This is a genomic window from Muribaculum sp. An289, assembly GCF_002159555.1.
Lineage (GTDB): Bacteria > Bacteroidota > Bacteroidia > Bacteroidales > UBA932 > Merdivivens > Merdivivens faecigallinarum.
The window spans coordinates 297930-314731 of the sequence record NZ_NFIV01000001.1 but is presented as its reverse complement, the minus strand read 5'-3'; the positions used below and the strand labels follow the sequence as shown (position 1 = coordinate 314731).

The following is a 16802-nucleotide window of genomic DNA, read 5'->3' as shown; positions in this document are numbered from 1 at the left end:
CTGTTCTCCCGAAAGGATGGCAGTTGATTTTGTTCGGGTCATGGAAGAGAAATAAGGACACGGAAGATTCCAACCGGAATTATCCGTTGGTCCAGGTTTTCCACCCCACAGCCAGTATCTTATTTGTGGGACCTTTGATAATCAATAAGTTATGATAAGGAGCCCTGCTTTTGGGTACTTCCCAAGACACCCAAATCCATCCCTGTTTTTGTAAGTCGTTGATTGTCAGCTCCTCCGGAAAAGAAGGCTGGCTGTGGGGTGGAAAATTTGCCGGAAAAATCCGATTCATCTACCAGTCCATCCTCTCCCGCATTTTCCCGACAGAGATGTTGTTTCCCTGTTCGCCAGAAAACGAAAGTTTGGAGCGAGTCGCATTTTGTTAAATCATTGGAAATCAATAATTTGTGAAAATCAAGCTCGCTTTTGAGGGGTGTGAGGACATGGTCGAAAGCGAGTTGTATTTTTAAAGTTATTAACTATCAGGCATTTATAAAAACACAACTCGCTTCAAACTTGGAAAATGACACGACAAAATCCTATTTTGTCTCCTCATTTCGCTTTTATTCCAAGCGAAGTCCACGTGGATGCCGCTCGGAACAAAGATAATTTGTTGTGTTTTTATAAAGCATTGCAGCACAATGAATTATGCAGATGTAGCCAAAATTGATCTGTTCCCGGTTTTGCAAAATTATCCGTTGGTCCAGAATAATTTAACCGGGCATTTGACCGAGTAACTTATTCAAAGTGACCTAACTCAGCTACTTGACCGAGTGACTTGACTGAGTACTTAACCAAGGTGATTTGACCGAGCAGCTTAACCAAAGCGACTCAGCCTCCCCCCCCCCTCAAAAAAACTTAACGAAGCAATTTATCCCGAGTAACTTAACTAAGCAACCTAACTAAGCAACCTAACTAAGCAACCTGCCCAAGCAACCTACTTAAAGCAACTTACCCAGGCAACCTATCCAAGTAATCTACCCAAGCAACCTACCCCAAGCAACTCAACAAGGGCAGCGGCAGTATAGTTTACGGAATTTTGCGAAGGTATCCCGGGAAATCTTGAACCGTTTGCAGATGTTCCCTATGGGTTCTCCCTGGCCGAGCATCATGTCGATGGTGTCGCGATTTTTTATAAGGATGTTGAGTTTCGTGTGGCTCCCTTTTTTCCTTCCGAGCTTTTTGCCTGCCGCCTTTCGTGCGGCAAGGGCCTCTTTTGTCCTCATCGATATAAGGTTGCGTTCTATTTCCGCGACGAGGCCGAATGCAAAGCAAAGTACTTTGCTGTTGATTGTGTCATCGAATGAGTATCCCTCTTTTGTAGTATAAAGGTTTATGCCCCGTTCCAGACATTTTCCCATAATGTTCATGATATCTGTGAGAGTGCGGCTCAATCTCGATATTTCCGTGACTATCAGGATGTCGCCCCTTTGCATGCGGTTCAGCAGTTTTCCGAGTTTCCTTTCGTTTTCCCGGGTCTTTCCGCTGACTATTTCCGTGACCCATTTTTCGATTTCGAGCCCGTGTCCGCTTGCGAAACGGACGATTTCGCTTTTCTGGTTTGCAAGATGCTGTTTTCCCGTGCTCACCCTTAAATAACCTATTACCATGGCGTGAATATCGTTTTCATGTGGCCCGTAACAGGAAATCGCGCCCGAGCGGTATTCCCTGCCCAGGCGCGATTGATTTTTTGAAAAAGTTCGTTTTATCTATGCTTTATGCTTTATTTTTCTTCAGGTTTGCCGGCAACGGCGCTTAACTTTTCGCACAGAGAGTTGACACCTTCGTAAAGGTCCTTATGTACGTTCCTGTAGTGCTCCTTTATGGTTTTGGCGCTGGTCTTGTCAGGATTGTTTGCTCTGTCCAGCAAATCGTTATACAAATCGATGGCTTCATCCATGATTTTGTTGGCCTCTTCCTTTTTCTGCGGGAACATGCTGACGTAAAGGTCGCAATCATCGATTACGGAGCCGACGAGGTATTCGATTTCTTTTTTAATGTCTCTCAGATTCATAGTCTTATATATTTTATGAAGTTTTTATACAAATGCGGCTGCAAAGTTAAGAAACAGTTTTATATTTGCAAACTTTTAAAGGCCTTATCGCAATGGACGGATTCAAAGAAAGGAAAAGGTACAACTCATTTGTAGGATATTTCAGGGAGCGTTATGGTGAGAGGCTTCAGAAAATAGTCGTGGATGCAGGTTTCACGTGTCCGAACAGGGACGGTGCCATTTCCCGCGGGGGCTGTACCTATTGCGACAACAGGGCTTTCCACCCTTCCTACAGTTCACCGGACAAAAGCATAGCGGAACAGATAGCCGAAGGTATTGTTTTCCATAGGGTAAGATATAGGAACGCAACCCGTTTTCTTGCTTATTTCCAGCCCTATTCCAATACTTATTCATCGTTGGAACGCCTTAAGGAAGTTTATTCCGAAGCCCTGTCCGTGCCTTCTGTGAAGGGGATAGTGCTTGGAACGCGGCCGGACTGTGTGGATGAACGGAAACTGGATTATCTGGCTGCGCTGAAGGACGGAAAAGAAGGTTTTCTCGATGAAAACGGCAATCCCCCGGTCGTGATAATAGAGTACGGTATCGAATCGTGTCTCGACAGGACATTGGCGAGGATAAACCGCGGGCATGATTTCGCCACGGCGTGCAGGGCGGTTGAAATGACGGCGGAAAGGGGGATAGACTGCGGGGCGCATTTCATTTTCGGCCTTCCAGGTGAAAGCCGTGAAGACATGCTGGGTTATGCCGCGAAAATAAACGCCCTTCCCGTACTGTCCGCAAAATTCCATCAGTTGCAGATAGTTCGGGGGACGAGGATGGAGCGCGAATTTTCGGAAAAACGTGAAGATTTCGTTACGTTCACTCTTGATGAGTACTTGGATTTTTTCGTGGATTTCCTCGAACGTCTGAGGCCGGACCTGTATATTGAAAGGTTTGCCGGAGAGGTTCCTCCGCGTTTTGTCAATGAGACCCCGTGGGGGCTTGTGAGGAATGCGGAACTTTTACGGATGCTGGACCGGAGACTTGAGGAAAGAAACACTTTCCAGGGCGCATTGGCGGAAATATCCTGAAATTTTTATTACCTTTGTATATTTAAACGTTTTGCATATGTATCTTAATAGAGAAATTCAAGAAGGTCTTACATTCGATGACGTACTTTTGATTCCTGCACGTTCAGAGGTGCTCCCGCGCGCAGTGGATGTGACAACTAAGTTTACACGTGAGATAACGCTCTGCACTCCGATTGTGTCCGCTGCGATGGACACCGTAACGGAGTCTGCCGTAGCAATAGCGATGGCTCGGGAAGGAGGAATAGGCGTAATCCACAAAAACATGCCGATAGAGGAGCAGATACTTCAGATAAAGCGTGTTAAAAGGGCGGAAAACGGAATGATATACGACCCGATAACGATTTCTCCTGACAAAACGGTGGGCGACGCATTCGGCATGATGTCGCAGCATCACATAGGGGGAATCCCTGTGGTCGACGGGCGCGGTCTGCTCATAGGCATCGTTACGAACAGGGATTTGAGATTCCAGGACAATATGGAACGTCCGATAAGCGAGATTATGACCAAGGACAACCTCATAACCGCCCCTAAGGGCATAGCCTTGAGCGATGCTACCGAAATAATGAACCGTTACAAGATAGAAAAACTTCCGGTGCTTGAGGAAGACGGACGTCTTGCGGGACTTATCACTTATAAGGATCTCATGAAAATCAAGGACAACCCTACGGCATCCAAGGATTCCAAGGGACGTCTGAGAGTGGCAGCCGCGGTCGGGGTAAAGGCCGACACCATAGACAAGGTGGCCATGCTGACGGAAGCCGGCGCCGATGCGGTAGTGGTGGACACCGCCCATGCCCATTCGGTATATGTGCTTGATACTGTGAAAAAACTGCGCGCTGCAATGCCGGATGTGCAGATTGTGGCAGGTAACGTGGCGACAGGCGAGGCGGCGAAGGCGCTTGCCGAGGCCGGCGTGGATGCGGTCAAGGTCGGTATAGGCCCTGGTTCCATCTGTACGACAAGGGTCATCGCCGGAGTCGGAATGCCGCAGCTTTCGGCAGTCATGCTTGCAAGCAAGGCCCTTGAAGGCACGGGAATACCGGTCATAGCCGATGGCGGAATACGTTATTCGGGCGACATCGTAAAGGCGCTCGCGGCCGGTGCAAGTACGATAATGGCAGGCTCTCTGCTTGCCGGAGTGGAGGAAGCGCCGGGCGAAACCATCATATTGAACGGCCGTAAATTCAAGGCATACAGAGGTATGGGTTCTCTTGAAGCCATGCAGCAGGGCTCAAAGGACAGATATTTCCAGGATATGGAGGAGGACGTGAAGAAGCTTGTTCCGGAAGGTATCGTCGCACAGGTCCCTTACAAAGGAACCCTTTCCGAGGTTATCTACCAGCTGGTCGGAGGTCTGAAGGCCGGTATGGGATATTGCGGTGCAAAGAACATAGAAGCGCTCCGCAAAGCCGAATTCGTAAGGATTACCTCCGCCGGATTTATCGAAGGACATCCTCACGATGTCACGATTACGCGTGAATCCCCGAATTATTCAAGAAGATAGGATACGGACGATGTCAGTCAGGTTTTTACCGTTAATCCTTCTGGGCTTGCTCGTTTCATGCGAGTTTGCCCAAAGGATTTCGCATTCGGATGCAGTCGTGATGAAAATCGGCAAGTCCGTATTGTACGAAAGCGATTTGGCCGGATTGATACCGCAGGGGATTTCTTCCGAAGACAGCGCGGCAATGGCCGCGAGGCTTATAGAGAAATGGAAACTCGAGCAGTTGCTCGTGGCGAAGGCCGAAGCTGAGCTTCCTGCCGCGCAGTTGGATGTGTCTTCCGAAATGGAAAGCTACCGCAGGTCTCTGCTGATTTACCGTTTTGAAAGCATGTATGTTTCCGAAAGGCTCGATACCGTGGTGACGGATATGGAAGTCGAGGAATATTATCGGGAAAACGCTGCTTTTTTCAGGACACCGGCAATGCTGGTGAGGGGATATTTCGTGAAAATGGATGAAGATTCCCCGAATCTTGCCACCGTCCGGTACAATCTGAAGAATCTGGGCGATACCGATACGGAGGAAATGGAGATGCTTTCAGCAAAGGTTTCCTTCAGTTATTACAATTTTTACGATTATTGGGAATCCCTGACTGAATTCGCTCCGGACTTCGGGATGGGGCTGGAGGCGCTTGCGCAAAAAGCCGCAAGTTCTTCATTTGTAGAGGCTTCGCATGACGGGATGGTGTCCCTGCTGCGTATCTGGGAAAGGATTCCTGCCGGGGAGATCGCCCCTTTGGATTATTGTCGGGATGCGGTGCGCGAAAGAATCCTGAATCTGAGAAAAAAAGAGCTTCTCGACAATTTGGAACGGGACTTGCTTATGGAATCTTTTTCCGTTAAATAGAAAAATATTTTTTTGATATGAATAAAGGAAAATTTTTCTTGTCTCTGCTGATATTGGCGACCCTTTCTTCCGGGGCATACGCCCAGAAATACGATGGCATAGTGGATAAGACCGTGGCCATACTCGGAAACGAGAGCGTGCTGCTTTCGGATATCGAAAGCGGGGTAATGGAGCGGGTGATGAACGGTTATCCGGTGGACAGGAGTACGAGGTGCGACGTGCTTGAAAACATACTGGAGAACAAGCTGTATGTGATGCAGGCCAGGGTGGATTCGCTTGACTATGACGTCAATATGGTGGAAGAGGCAGTCAGCCAGTATGCCGATGAAATGATGGCGAGGTTCGGAGGCCAGAAGGATTTGGAAGCATACTTCAACGAGCCGCTTTACAAGTTGAAGGACAATTGGAGGGCCACTTATCAGGAGATGGCCCTTGCCCAGCAGATGAGGTCGAGCATCTACCGGAATATGCCGAAACTTACTCCGCGGGATGTGGAGGCATTTGTGGAATCGACTCCGGAATCCGAATTGCCAGTAGTCCCGGAGCAGTACCAGTTGAGCCAGATTGTGCTTTATCCTGAGAGGGAAGATGCCGTGCTCGCTACCCGTGAAAGGCTGCTCGAATTGCGCGAGAGGATAATGAACGGTGAAAGTTTTTCCATGCTTGCTCGGCTTTACTCCCAGGACGTGGAGTCCGCAAGGCGTGGAGGCGAGCTCGGAATGACACCGAAATCATATTATTGGCCGGTTTTCTCGGATGCCGCCATGTCGCTGAAGGAAGGCCAGGTTTCCCAGATAGTCGAAAGTCCGGACGGATTCCATCTGATCCAGATGATAGAAAAGGACGGTGACATGTTCAATGCCCGCCACATACTTCTTAAGCCCGAATTCACTTCGGAGGACCGCAGCAAGGCATTCGCACGTCTGGACAGTATCAAAAACGAAATCCTCTCGGGGAACATTACTTTCGAGATGGCTGCAAAAGCCAATTCGGAAGACCTGAAAAGCCGGACCAACGGAGGGCAGATGGCCGATGAGCGTACCGGGTCGGCCTATTTCAACAAGGATGAACTGAAGCCGGCCGATTACAATGCCATAAAGGGCCTGAACCCGGGCGAGATATCCGAGCCTTTCCAGTCCCTGGACAATGAAGGGCGAGGGAATGTCGTATATAAAATAATAAAGGTGGACAGAATCTACCCTTCCCATGTAGCCAACCTGAGCCGGGATTACGACCTGTTGCTGGGGGCTGCGACGGAAGAGGCCGGCAATAAGGCCGTGGAAGATTTTATCAAAGAAAAAATGACCGCGACATATATCGTAATAGACCCTTCATACAAGGAGTGCGACTTCAAATACGACTGGTTCAAAGACTAAATTTTCCAGGAAAATATGCGTCCCGTTTTCAAGATAATCGTCCTCTCCTTCGTTTTGGCTTCATGCTGCCATTGCTTTCCGCTATTTTCCCAAAACGACGGGGGCAAGGCGGACGGAGACAGTCTTGTGCGGCTGCTGAGCGCGTCTTCCGCCGAGACCATCGAAAGGGGTACCGAAATAAGGAAGGTGATAGGGCCTGCCGTATTTCTGCACAACGACACTTATCTTAAATGCGATACGGCCTTCTGGTATGTGGACAGGGAATACATAGATGCCATAGGCAGGGTAAGCATCGAGCAGGAAAACACGATTCTTACGAGCGACAAGATGCACTATATCATCAAAAGGGACCTGGCCCAGTTCAGAGGTGATTTGGTGGAGCTGAAGGACAAGGACGGCAATCTGTTGAGGACTACATATCTTGATTACAATACCAAGGACAGCGTGGGTATTTTTCGTACCGGAGGTTCGATGAAGGACAAGGACGGGAATATTATCGAAAGCGTGAGCGGGGAATACGATGCCAAGGCGGAGCTTTTCAATTTCCGCGGCAGTGTGAACATGTTTACGGATTCGGTTTTCATAAGGACAAGCTGGCTGGATTATCATGCCGACATAGACAAGGCCGAATTCGGAGGTCTGGTTTATGCGTGGAAGGACGAGAACATGCTTACATCGAGGGAAGGCTGGTACGACCGTCCTGCGGATTTGTTTTTCTTCACGAAGAACGTGCATATCCTTACCGAAAATCAGGAGGGATGGTGCGATACCCTGTATTTCAGCCGTTTGAACAGTACGGGCGAAATGTACGGGAATGTGCAGATTACCGATGAGGCAAATGCGGTTTCGGCAGTTTCAGGAAAACTGGAATTCGTCAATTCGCCGAGGACCGTTACTCTGACACGGCAGCCTGCCGTAATCATGGAAATGAATCAGGACGATGTGCTTGACACCCTGTATTTCGGCGCCGATACGCTGATTTACTATTCATTGAGGAAGTGCGATGTCGATTCCACCATACTCTCCTTGGCGGAAAAGCGTATAGAATATATGGCCGTCGATGCCGTACAGAACCTCAGGGAGAAGAACAAGAAGGAAGAACAGGAGAGGAAGGCGGCTGAAGCCGCCAAGAACAATAGGGGCGGCGGACAGCGCGGTGGCAGCAGTAATGGTGCCGCCAGTGGTGCCGGAAATGGCGGCGGAAGCAATGGTAATGCAGGCAATGGCAGCGCGAATCAGTCGAGGGGCTTGATGCCTCCTCCTCCGCTTCCGGATTCGACCATGGCAGCAGCCCCCACAGATTCTGTCGCTGTGCGCGATTCATCCATCATTCGCGATTCGTCGGTTGTGCACGATTCTGCTGCTGTTGATGATTCGGCAGCTGTTCGCGACTCATCGGCCGTTGGCGATTTATCGGCTTTGCGCGATTCGTCTGCGGTGCAGGATACAATCGGAGTGAGGGACATGTCTGCTGTTCAGGACACAACGGGGGTGACGGACACGGTGGCGGTAGCTCCTCCAGATACTTCGACGGTGACATTCCTAAGAGCCCTCAGGAATGTCAAGGCGTATAAGAGCGATTTGCAGGCTGTCTGCGACTCGTTGGAGTATTCGAGCCTCGATTCTCTGGCGAGGATGTTCATAAAACCGATAATCTGGAACGAGGTTAAGAATCAGTTTTCATCCGACAGTATCTATATCATGGTGTCGGACGGGCGGCTTTCGAAAGTTTCTTTCCAGTCCAACGCTTTCATCCATACCCAGGAGGATACAGTCCATTACAATCAGATAAAGAGCCTCGAAATGATGGCCTTTTTCAACAATGATTCAGAACTTTCCAGATTCGATGCGCTTGGAGGGGTTTCAGCCGTATTTTATTTGAGGGAAGAGGAGGAAATCTCGCTGGTCAACCAGATTGAATCCAAAATGCTGTCCGCCTCATTGAAGGATGGAAGCATACAGAGGATACATTATTATGAAAGTCCGAAAAACGATATTTATCCCATATCGCAGATAACGATAGAGCGCCAGCGGCTCAAAGGTTTTTCCTGGCAGGAGGAACGGCGGCCCGTAGACCGTTATGTCATTACGGACAGGGAGCTGAGGCCGTGCCAGAGGGCGGCGGACGAGAAAGTAAAACAACCCGAATTCCGGTATACCGATGAATTTTTCCCTGGATATATCGATGGCATAAGAAGGGAGATTTTCGTGCGCGATTCATTGAAGGCCGTGGCGGAGGCCCGTCGCAAGGCTTTGGAGCAGATGAGGCTGGATTCGCTGGAGAGGGTTCGCCTTGATTCCCTGGAAGCCGCACGCCTGGATTCCTTGGCTACCGCCGATTCGCTCAAACGTGCAAGCGATTCCCTTGCAGCCGCGCGTGACAGCGTAAAAGCAAGCGAAGCCGTTATCGATTCCCTTGTTGCATCTCTGGATTCCATTGACATTTTCGAACAGAAGGACGAGTTTATGGATAAACTGGAGACTCTGACGGCGGAGCAGAGGAAGGCCATACTTGACGAGTTGCAGGAGAATTTTGAAAAGACGAAGGCGGAAATACGTAAGAAAGGTAATGATAAGGCCCGCCGGCGTGAACTGCGCTATGAAAAACGGGAATTGAGACGACAGATAAAAGCGGTAAGGAAAGCTGTCAGGAGATACGATTGATAATGGCTTAGGTGGTCGTCAGGAAAACGAGAGGTTTCATAGCAGGCCTTCGGGAATGTCCATGGATATTTTTCCCGTTTCTTCGTCGTATCCGGCAATCAGGTCTTCATGGAAAGGGATATAGATTTCCTTTCCGTTGTGCTCCACTATGATGCATGGGTTTTCGGGTATGTCGAGGCTTCCTGTGATTTCGCCTATTTCATTGCCTTCCGTGTCGTATACGGTCCAGCCTTCGATGGAGAAAAGTCCGGTTTCATCCCGTCCGCCGTCATCCAGAATGTAAATCTCCTTGCCTTCAAGTTCATCGGCGTCTTCGAGATTTTCGACATCGGTCAGCCTCAGGTAGGCCTTCCTGTTTCCTTTCGGTGACAGGTTTTCAATAAAAAAAGGAACCGGCAGTCCATCGAATATGATGTACACCGGTTCTTCTTTTTGGATTTCATCCGACGGTATGAACAGTTCCGCCTGTACCTCGCCCTCAATCCCGTTGGATTTTATTATCCGGGCGATACGCAGCATCCCTGTCTTCGTTACCGCCTTCATCGTCAGGCCTCGGCGGTTCCTTCGGAAGCGCTTTCCTCGGTAGCTTTTGCAGCCTCTTCTTCAGCGGCTTTCTCTGCTTCTTCGGCAGCCTTTGCTGCTGCTTCCTCGGCGGCTTTGGCAGCGGCTTCTTCAGCCTTCCTCTTTGCTATCGCTTCCGCACGTTCCTGGTTTACTTTTGCTTCAGCTTCGAATGCGGCCTTTGCCTTTTCTGCATTCTGGGCATTGATTGAGTCTTTCTTGCTCTGGAGCTTGGCATCCCTCTGCGCCTTCCATTCGTTGAATCTCCTGTCGGCTTCTTCCTGTGAGATCGCACCTTTTGCAACTCCGATCTGGAGGTGTTTCCTTAAAAGTACACCTTCATGTGAGAGAATGCTGCGTGCGGTATCGGTAGGTTGTGCTCCTACGTTAAGCCAAGCAAGAGCCCTGTCTGCTTTCAGAACTACAGTTGCAGGGTCGGTGTTAGGGTTGTAAGTCCCGATTTGTTCGATAAAGCGACCGTCGCGCGGTGCCCTTGAATCAGCCACAACAATGTGGAAGAATGCGAAATTCTTCTTACCGTGGCGTGAAAGACGGATTTTAACAGCCATTGTGAATCTGTTTTAAAAATTAATAATTTAAATTAAAAAAATTAACACTCCTTTTACTGGAAAAGGAGTGCAAAGGTACGAATCTTTTTGTGAATTCAAAAATTATTGCACAATCAAGCAGAAATTATCCGCTGGTCCGAAAAAGGCAGGTTAAACGAAAAAGAGGCCGGACGGAGAACCCGCCCGACCTCGAAACCTAAAACTAAACCTATGAAAAAACTATTCAGTTAAAAATATTACGAAATCCATGCCACAAATCGTTTCCGGGGCTATTTTATACGTGGTTTTTGTTAAAAAAGAAGTATGATTACCAAAAATGGTTGATGGCATACACGTATAACAATAGACATCATGCCGGTTTTAAGACGACATGTCATGTCTTTTCCCCACCCCCGTCACTCCACTCCCGTCATTTCATTCATTAAAGAAAAGAATAGATACCACCTTGGAAAATTGTCCACGCACTATTCGACAAGCCCGCGATGAAGCCGTAGATAATCTTCGATGTGTCCGAAGAACGTTTTCAGAGAATTCGTCGTCCTCAGAAGACCGGGACTGTCAATGTATTGAAACAGATTTGGACCTGCCCTGCCGAGATAGTGGCTGGAACGACTGGGCGGGCAGAAGCCATGAGGCAATTACAACCTTTTCAAGACAGGTAAACTTTTTTCAGGACGGGACGAACCCGATAGCCAGCCGGTACTTTTACAAATTATTGATAATTAATAACTTGCCAAAAGACATCCTGCGCTTGGGTATGTTGAAAAGTACCCAAATCCAGACCTTGTTTTTACAACTCGCTGATTATCAATGTTATCAAGTTTGGTAAGGTGGACGTGAGGTGGAAAATATGCCGATAAGATCCGGTTTTCCTTCTTTCCTCATGATATTTTACATCTTTTCGTCCGAGATGTTGCTTTATCGCTCACGAAAATGGAACCGTGAAATGGAACCGTGAAGTGCTGCCAACCCTATGAATGTGTTGATTGTCGGTATTTTATAAATTAATGGCAAACCTCAGGGGGAAAGTGCCGTGAATTTGCAGGTATTTGGTTCACTTTCCCCGCGGGTTTCCGGTAGTTCCCCTGTGTAGGCCCCATGTAGTGCCCAGTAGCGTGTGAATCATAGGGGAAAAGTGCCCAAGATTCGTGGGAATTTGGTTCACTTTCCGGAAAAATGGCGAAAGTTTCTCCGGAGAAACGGCAAAAACCTGCACGGAAACATGTCTTGAATTTTCTGAGAAAAATTTTAAACAGCTTCTAAAAATCGAAAGCCGGCGTTGGCAATTGCCTGCGCCGGCCTTCTTTTTCCTAACCTTAAACTTAACCTATGAAAAAAATAATCCGTTAAGTCCTTTTGCTAAAATCATGCCATGCATTCAAATCATGCATTCAAATCATGCCATGCATTCATGAAGCCGACCAAAAGGAGGAATTTCAAGCGTAACGCAGAAATTACCCTTTTGGGTCCTCTTATTCGGATAAACGGTTGTGGTTTTGGGCCGTAGAGTCCGATGGCGTAACATCCGATGACGTAACATCCGTAGCCGGCTGCTCGATGCCTACGGGAACGATGGAAATGATTTTCACTTCCTGAAGAGGGCAGTCGCGCCCATCGACCTGTACGGAGGCTATCTTGTCGATTACATCGAAGCCGTTGACGGTCTCGCCGAATACGGTGTATTCTCCATCGAGATGCTTGCAGGAGCCTGGATTCTCGACAATGTAGAACTGCGAGCCGGACGAGTTCTTCATCGGATTGGCCTGGTCGCCCTTGCGTGCGGCGGCAAGCGCACCCTTGATGTGGCTGTGCGTAGGAACAATCTCGGCAGGCACTTCATATCCCGGACCGCCTGTCCCGAATTTTGCCTTGTTTGCAGGGTCTTTGGTCAGAGGATCTCCTGTCTGGATCATGAAACCCTTGATGATGCGGTGGAAAAGTATTCCGTCATAGAACCTTTCAGATGCGAGTTTTACGAAATTGTCCCTGTGTTTCGGGGTGTCGGAATAGAGTTTTACCGTGATGGTGCCCATGTTCGTGTTGATATCGAATACGGGTTCTTCCGGAAGCAATGCCGGATCGAATGCCAATGTGTTTGCCATAGTTTCTGTGCTGTCTTTTGCTTCGGCTCCGTTTCCGTCAGCCGCTTTTTTCTTTCCGCCGTTGCAGGAAACCGCGATGGAAGCGGCCGCAACGAGCAATGCGATTCTGATAAAATTCTTCATTCTTCTTTTATGCGATTTGAATTTTCAAAAAACTGTCATGCAAAAATAAGCATAATTCGGCAACTCTTGTGCGGAATGTTTTCTAAATTTGCGTTCATTATGGCACAGCCTTTACGAAAACTTGCATCCGAGACGGTGGTTTACGGGTTGAGCACGATTCTGGCGCGCATCCTGAATTTCGTGTTCGTGCCTATCTATACCCGTGTGCTCGAAACTGGAAGTTACGGCACGGTTACGGAGTTCATGGCCTATATAGCGGTGCTTCAGGTTGTTCTGGCCCTCGGTCTGGAAACAGGCTGTTTCAGGTTTGCAAGCAAGGAAGGTGCGAATCCCGACAAGGTCTTTTCGAATGCGCTTGCCGCCGTGGTATGTTCTTCGGGAATCTTCCTTGCGCTCGTGCTGGTCTTCGCCGGCCCTTTGTCGGGGTGGCTCGGCTACAAAGGCTATGAGGCCTGCATCAAATATGTGGCCGGGATTTTGGTGGCGGATACCCTGACCTCGATATTCTTCGCGAGGCTGCGTTTCGAGCATAAGGCCTTGAAGTTCGCGGTTTTCAAGACAATAAAAATACTTACGGAGACGGGGGCCAACCTTTTGCTTTTCTTCGTTTTCCCGGCGTACGCCGCTTCGCATCCGGATACATTCCTGCTTGGGCTCATCTCGCCGGAACCGGATTTTACATACGTGATTTTCGCGATATTCATAAGCAGCATTGTATGCGCCCTGCTGTTCGTCCCGATGGCGGTAAGGCAGCGTTATGTTTTCGACAGGAAGCAGATGAAGTCCATGCTCGTCTATTCGCTGCCACTCATGGTGTCCGCACTTCCGGGGATAGTCAATGATTTTCTCGACCGCTTCCTTTTCAGGTTCTGCGACACCTCCTCGCCGGAATGGCGTTCGAGCCTCGGAATCTACCAGGCGGCGACGAAACTGGCGGTGATAATGTCGCTGTTCATCCAGATGTTCCGGTATGCGGCCGAGCCGTTTTTCTTCCAGAGGGAAAAGGAAAAAGGTTCGAAGCAAATGTATGCCGGCGTGATGAATTATTTTACGGCTTTCTGCGGCCTCGTTTTCCTCGGGGTGATATTTTATCTGGACATACTCTGCCTGATTCTCGGTCCGGATTACAGGGTAGGGGTGGGCATAGTTCCGATAATGCTCGGGGCCTATATGGTTCTGGGCATGCTGTTCAATGTGTCGATGTGGTACAAACTGTCGGGGAAAACGTCGATGGCCATTTATATAACCCTTGCAGGTCTTGCCGTTACGGCCCTTGTCAATATCGTCTTCATGCCGCTTTATTCCTATTATGCTTCGGCGTGGGGGCATCTGGCCAGCTACTCCGTGATGTTCGTCATTTCGGCGGCGCTCGGGCAGAAGTACTATCCGATACCGTACGATTGGCGCAAGATAGGGGGAATAATCCTGTCGATGCTTCTTTGTTATGTCGTGGCACAGTTTGCCGACAGTCTTATTTTCGATACAGAAGCCCGTCTTGTCAATTGGTCCAAAATGGCGGTGCATACTCTGATATTGCTGGCATATATTGCCTCGGCGTATTTTATTATAAGGAAAAACAGTAAAAAAGGAAAATTATGAAATGTAGGATAATGAACAGGTCGGGCAACGCGCTGCCCGCCTATGCGACTGAGCTGTCCGCCGGGATGGATTTGCGGGCGGATATTGCGGAACCGATGGAGATAAGGCCATTGCAGCGGGCGATGGTGCCGACGGGGATTTTCATCGCACTGCCGGAAGGGACGGAGGCGCAGGTAAGGCCCCGCAGCGGTCTGGCGGCAAAACATGGCGTGACCGTGCTCAACTCGCCTGGGACGATAGATGCGGACTACCGGGGTGAAGTAAAAGTGATACTTGTCAATCTTTCGGATACCGTTTTTACCGTAAATCCCGGTGACAGGATAGCGCAGATGGTGATTGCCCGTTACGAGAAAGCCGAGTGGGAGGAATGCGAATCGCTCGATGAGACCTCGCGCGGGGAAGGCGGATTCGGAAGCACGGGAAAATGATTTTCCGATGATGTAAAATAATTTTCATCGTTTTTTCATCGTTAAAATATGGTTATCGAAAACATACAGTCGCTGCACAGGTTATTCCTCCAATGCGGAAAGGTCGTCACGGACAGCCGTGAAATAGAGGGGGGCGAAATGTTTTTCGCCTTGAAGGGAGAACGCTTCGACGGCAATGCCTTTGCCGCATCCGCCCTTGAAAAGGGGGCTGCCTTCGCGGTGGTCTCGGACCCCGTCCTTGAGGCATCGGCCAGCGGAAGATTCGTGCTTGTCGGGGATACGCTGAAAGCATTGCAGGATCTGGCGCGTTATCACAGGTCTTCGCTTTCAGTCTCATCGGGGCATTTCCGTGTCCTTCCCGTAATAGCCCTGACAGGTACCAACGGCAAGACAACCACCAAGGAACTAATACGTGCGGTGCTTTCGGCAAGGTACGATGTGCTTGCCACCGAAGGCAATCTCAATAACCATATCGGCGTGCCTCTTACACTGTTGAGGCTTGCCCCGCGGCATGACATTGCCGTAATCGAAATGGGGGCGAGCGCTCCGGGCGAAATAGCGGCCCTTGCCCGTATTGCGTTGCCGAATTACGGGCTTATAACCAATGTCGGAAAGGCCCATCTTGCCGGTTTCGGCTCTTTTGAGGGGGTCAAGCGCACGAAAGGAGAGCTCTATGATTATCTCCAGCGTACTGCCGACAAGGCATTCGTGAATGCGGACAATCCGAATCTGCTGGAAATGACGGCCGCAAGGCCTGATTTGTCCGTAATCCCCTACGGACTGGAATATTGCGGGGCTTCCGTGTTGTCTTCCGATGCGGCGGACCCGTATCTGTCCATTAGGCTTCCGGGCGACGGTGTAGTCCGGACACATCTTATCGGGGCCTACAATGCCGACAACGTAATGGCGGCAATCGCCGTTGGAAAATATTTCGGCATTCCGGAAGAAGAGGCTGCCGCCGCGATAGAGGCGTACGTGCCTTCGAACAAACGCTCCCAGCTTGAGAAGCGGGGCGGCAATACCTATATTCTGGACACTTACAACGCCAATCCTACAAGCATGTCGGCCGCACTGGACAATCTCGCTTCCATGCAGGCGGCGAAAAAGGCAGTGATGCTCGGGGACATGCTCGAACTCGGAGAGGATTCATTGCGGGAGCACGAGGCCGTGGTGCGCAAAGTCGCCTCTTTGGCGCCGCGGTATGCTTTCTTCGTGGGCAAGGAATTTTCATCCGCGCTTGCCGACAAGGATATTTCCGCACTTCTTGATGGTGCGGGCATCGGATTTTCCGTATTTCAAACTTCCGACGAACTGGCTTCATATCTCCGGTCGCATCCTTTGGCCGATACCCTCATACTCGTGAAGGGCTCCCGCGGAATGAAAATGGAAAAAATCCTGTAACGTTTTTCCGTGCCGCCCGTCTTATTTGTGAACAAGTAAGAATTTTATCATGAAAAGGTTTTTCAGGATTTTTGCCGCACTTGCGGTTTTGGCTTTTTTCTCAATTTTCACGGTTGCGGCCGCGGATTCGGATGCCGACAGGATTATCGGCAAATACAAGAAATCCGAAGATGTGGAATATTTCGGGCTCAACAGGATATTGCTCGGGGCTGCAATGAAATGCGATGAGGACATGTCCGGCTGGTTGAAGGGTGTCCGGAGGATGGATGTCATGATTGTTGACGGGGAGACGGGACTGTCCGGCGGGTTTTCCGAGGATGTCTCGTCCCTGAAAGAAAAAGGCTGGTCGATGCCGGTGAAGGTTTCTGACGAGGGAGATGCTGTCGAGATTTATGCCATGAAAAAGGGTGGAAAAATAAGGGAAGTGGTAATCCTTACAGCCGATGACACCGATTGCGTTTTCGTGAGGATTAAATGCAAGGTGGCTGAATCGGACATAAAAGATATGGTAAACGGGATTAAGGTCAATATGGACTGAGGCCCAATCCTT

14 protein-coding genes are annotated in these 16802 nt (G+C 49.4%); 9 read left to right on the top strand and 5 right to left on the bottom strand.

The window, feature by feature from the left end; genetic code table 11:
• Positions 1 to 1001: 1001 nt before the first annotated feature.
• Positions 1002 to 1607 carry a recombinase family protein gene (locus B5F83_RS01520; RefSeq protein ID WP_087276182.1) on the bottom strand — a complete coding sequence of 202 codons (606 nt, stop codon included), beginning with the start codon at positions 1605 to 1607 and terminating at the stop codon, positions 1002 to 1004.
• Positions 1608 to 1720: 113 nt separating this feature from the next.
• On the bottom strand, positions 1721 to 2011 hold the full coding sequence (locus B5F83_RS01515; RefSeq protein ID WP_087276179.1) for a hypothetical protein: 291 nt from the start codon (positions 2009 to 2011) through the stop codon (positions 1721 to 1723).
• Positions 2012 to 2103: 92 nt separating this feature from the next.
• Between B5F83_RS01515 and B5F83_RS01510 the strand changes: the two genes are divergently transcribed.
• Genes B5F83_RS01510 through B5F83_RS01490 form a run of 5 tightly spaced genes read left to right on the top strand, consistent with a single transcriptional unit; the run spans position 2104 to position 9469 of the window.
• Positions 2104 to 3081 (top strand): TIGR01212 family radical SAM protein, encoded by a 978-nt coding sequence (locus B5F83_RS01510; protein WP_087276176.1) that lies wholly within the window; start codon positions 2104 to 2106, stop codon positions 3079 to 3081.
• Positions 3082 to 3118: 37 nt separating this feature from the next.
• Positions 3119 to 4585 carry an IMP dehydrogenase gene (guaB, locus tag B5F83_RS01505; RefSeq protein ID WP_087276173.1) on the top strand — a complete coding sequence of 489 codons (1467 nt, stop codon included), beginning with the start codon at positions 3119 to 3121 and terminating at the stop codon, positions 4583 to 4585.
• 10 nt (positions 4586 to 4595) lie between these two features.
• Positions 4596 to 5429 carry a hypothetical protein gene (locus tag B5F83_RS01500; protein ID WP_143822434.1) on the top strand — a complete coding sequence of 278 codons (834 nt, stop codon included), beginning with the start codon at positions 4596 to 4598 and terminating at the stop codon, positions 5427 to 5429.
• A gap of 17 nt (positions 5430 to 5446) precedes the next feature.
• Positions 5447 to 6805, top strand: a complete 1359-nt coding sequence (locus B5F83_RS01495; RefSeq protein WP_087276167.1) for a peptidylprolyl isomerase — start codon at positions 5447 to 5449, stop codon at positions 6803 to 6805.
• 15 nt (positions 6806 to 6820) lie between these two features.
• Positions 6821 to 9469: an OstA-like protein gene (locus B5F83_RS01490; RefSeq protein WP_087276165.1), complete on the top strand. Its 2649-nt coding sequence runs from the start codon at positions 6821 to 6823 to the stop codon at positions 9467 to 9469.
• A gap of 36 nt (positions 9470 to 9505) precedes the next feature.
• Here the strand turns inward: B5F83_RS01490 and rimM are convergent, their stop codons facing one another.
• The 3 genes from rimM to B5F83_RS01475 all read right to left on the bottom strand — a co-directional run bounded on the left by rimM (position 9506) and on the right by B5F83_RS01475 (position 12824).
• Positions 9506 to 10012, bottom strand: coding sequence for a ribosome maturation factor RimM (rimM, locus tag B5F83_RS01485; protein ID WP_087276162.1), 507 nt, complete (start codon positions 10010 to 10012; stop codon positions 9506 to 9508).
• Positions 10013 to 10014: 2 nt separating this feature from the next.
• The gene (locus tag B5F83_RS01480; RefSeq protein WP_087276159.1) at positions 10015 to 10599 is read right to left on the bottom strand and encodes a 30S ribosomal protein S16; all 585 of its coding nucleotides are present in this window, start codon (positions 10597 to 10599) and stop codon (positions 10015 to 10017) included.
• Between the two features lie 1472 nt (positions 10600 to 12071).
• Positions 12072 to 12824: a peptidylprolyl isomerase gene (locus B5F83_RS01475; protein WP_087276157.1), complete on the bottom strand. Its 753-nt coding sequence runs from the start codon at positions 12822 to 12824 to the stop codon at positions 12072 to 12074.
• Positions 12825 to 12923: 99 nt separating this feature from the next.
• Here B5F83_RS01475 and B5F83_RS01470 point away from each other — a divergent pair, with 99 nt between their 5' ends.
• Genes B5F83_RS01470 through B5F83_RS01455 form a run of 4 tightly spaced genes read left to right on the top strand, consistent with a single transcriptional unit; the run spans position 12924 to position 16790 of the window.
• On the top strand, positions 12924 to 14423 hold the full coding sequence (locus B5F83_RS01470) for an oligosaccharide flippase family protein (RefSeq protein ID WP_158094122.1): 1500 nt from the start codon (positions 12924 to 12926) through the stop codon (positions 14421 to 14423).
• Positions 14420 to 14851, top strand: coding sequence for a dUTP diphosphatase (gene dut, locus B5F83_RS01465; protein WP_087276152.1), 432 nt, complete (start codon positions 14420 to 14422; stop codon positions 14849 to 14851). The genes B5F83_RS01470 and dut overlap by 4 nt, the downstream gene beginning before the upstream one ends.
• Before the next feature lie 48 nt (positions 14852 to 14899).
• Positions 14900 to 16252, top strand: a complete 1353-nt coding sequence (gene murF, locus B5F83_RS01460; protein WP_087276148.1) for a UDP-N-acetylmuramoyl-tripeptide--D-alanyl-D-alanine ligase — start codon at positions 14900 to 14902, stop codon at positions 16250 to 16252.
• Between the two features lie 49 nt (positions 16253 to 16301).
• Positions 16302 to 16790, top strand: coding sequence for a DUF4252 domain-containing protein (locus B5F83_RS01455; protein ID WP_087276145.1), 489 nt, complete (start codon positions 16302 to 16304; stop codon positions 16788 to 16790).
• Positions 16791 to 16802: the final 12 nt, after the last annotated feature.

What these genes read in the sequence shown, in the direction of transcription:
- B5F83_RS01520 (WP_087276182.1), bottom strand. Translation starts at nt 1,607, where the DNA reads ATGGTAATAGGTTATTTAAGGGTGAGCACGGGAAAACAGCATCTTGCA.
- B5F83_RS01515 (WP_087276179.1), bottom strand. Translation starts at nt 2,011, where the DNA reads ATGAATCTGAGAGACATTAAAAAAGAAATCGAATACCTCGTCGGCTCC.
- B5F83_RS01510 (WP_087276176.1), top strand. Translation starts at nt 2,104, where the DNA reads ATGGACGGATTCAAAGAAAGGAAAAGGTACAACTCATTTGTAGGATAT.
- guaB (WP_087276173.1), top strand. Translation starts at nt 3,119, where the DNA reads ATGTATCTTAATAGAGAAATTCAAGAAGGTCTTACATTCGATGACGTA.
- B5F83_RS01500 (WP_143822434.1), top strand. Translation starts at nt 4,596, where the DNA reads ATGTCAGTCAGGTTTTTACCGTTAATCCTTCTGGGCTTGCTCGTTTCA.
- B5F83_RS01495 (WP_087276167.1), top strand. Translation starts at nt 5,447, where the DNA reads ATGAATAAAGGAAAATTTTTCTTGTCTCTGCTGATATTGGCGACCCTT.
- B5F83_RS01490 (WP_087276165.1), top strand. Translation starts at nt 6,821, where the DNA reads ATGCGTCCCGTTTTCAAGATAATCGTCCTCTCCTTCGTTTTGGCTTCA.
- rimM (WP_087276162.1), bottom strand. Translation starts at nt 10,012, where the DNA reads ATGAAGGCGGTAACGAAGACAGGGATGCTGCGTATCGCCCGGATAATA.
- B5F83_RS01480 (WP_087276159.1), bottom strand. Translation starts at nt 10,599, where the DNA reads ATGGCTGTTAAAATCCGTCTTTCACGCCACGGTAAGAAGAATTTCGCA.
- B5F83_RS01475 (WP_087276157.1), bottom strand. Translation starts at nt 12,824, where the DNA reads ATGAAGAATTTTATCAGAATCGCATTGCTCGTTGCGGCCGCTTCCATC.
- B5F83_RS01470 (WP_158094122.1), top strand. Translation starts at nt 12,924, where the DNA reads ATGGCACAGCCTTTACGAAAACTTGCATCCGAGACGGTGGTTTACGGG.
- dut (WP_087276152.1), top strand. Translation starts at nt 14,420, where the DNA reads ATGAAATGTAGGATAATGAACAGGTCGGGCAACGCGCTGCCCGCCTAT.
- murF (WP_087276148.1), top strand. Translation starts at nt 14,900, where the DNA reads ATGGTTATCGAAAACATACAGTCGCTGCACAGGTTATTCCTCCAATGC.
- B5F83_RS01455 (WP_087276145.1), top strand. Translation starts at nt 16,302, where the DNA reads ATGAAAAGGTTTTTCAGGATTTTTGCCGCACTTGCGGTTTTGGCTTTT.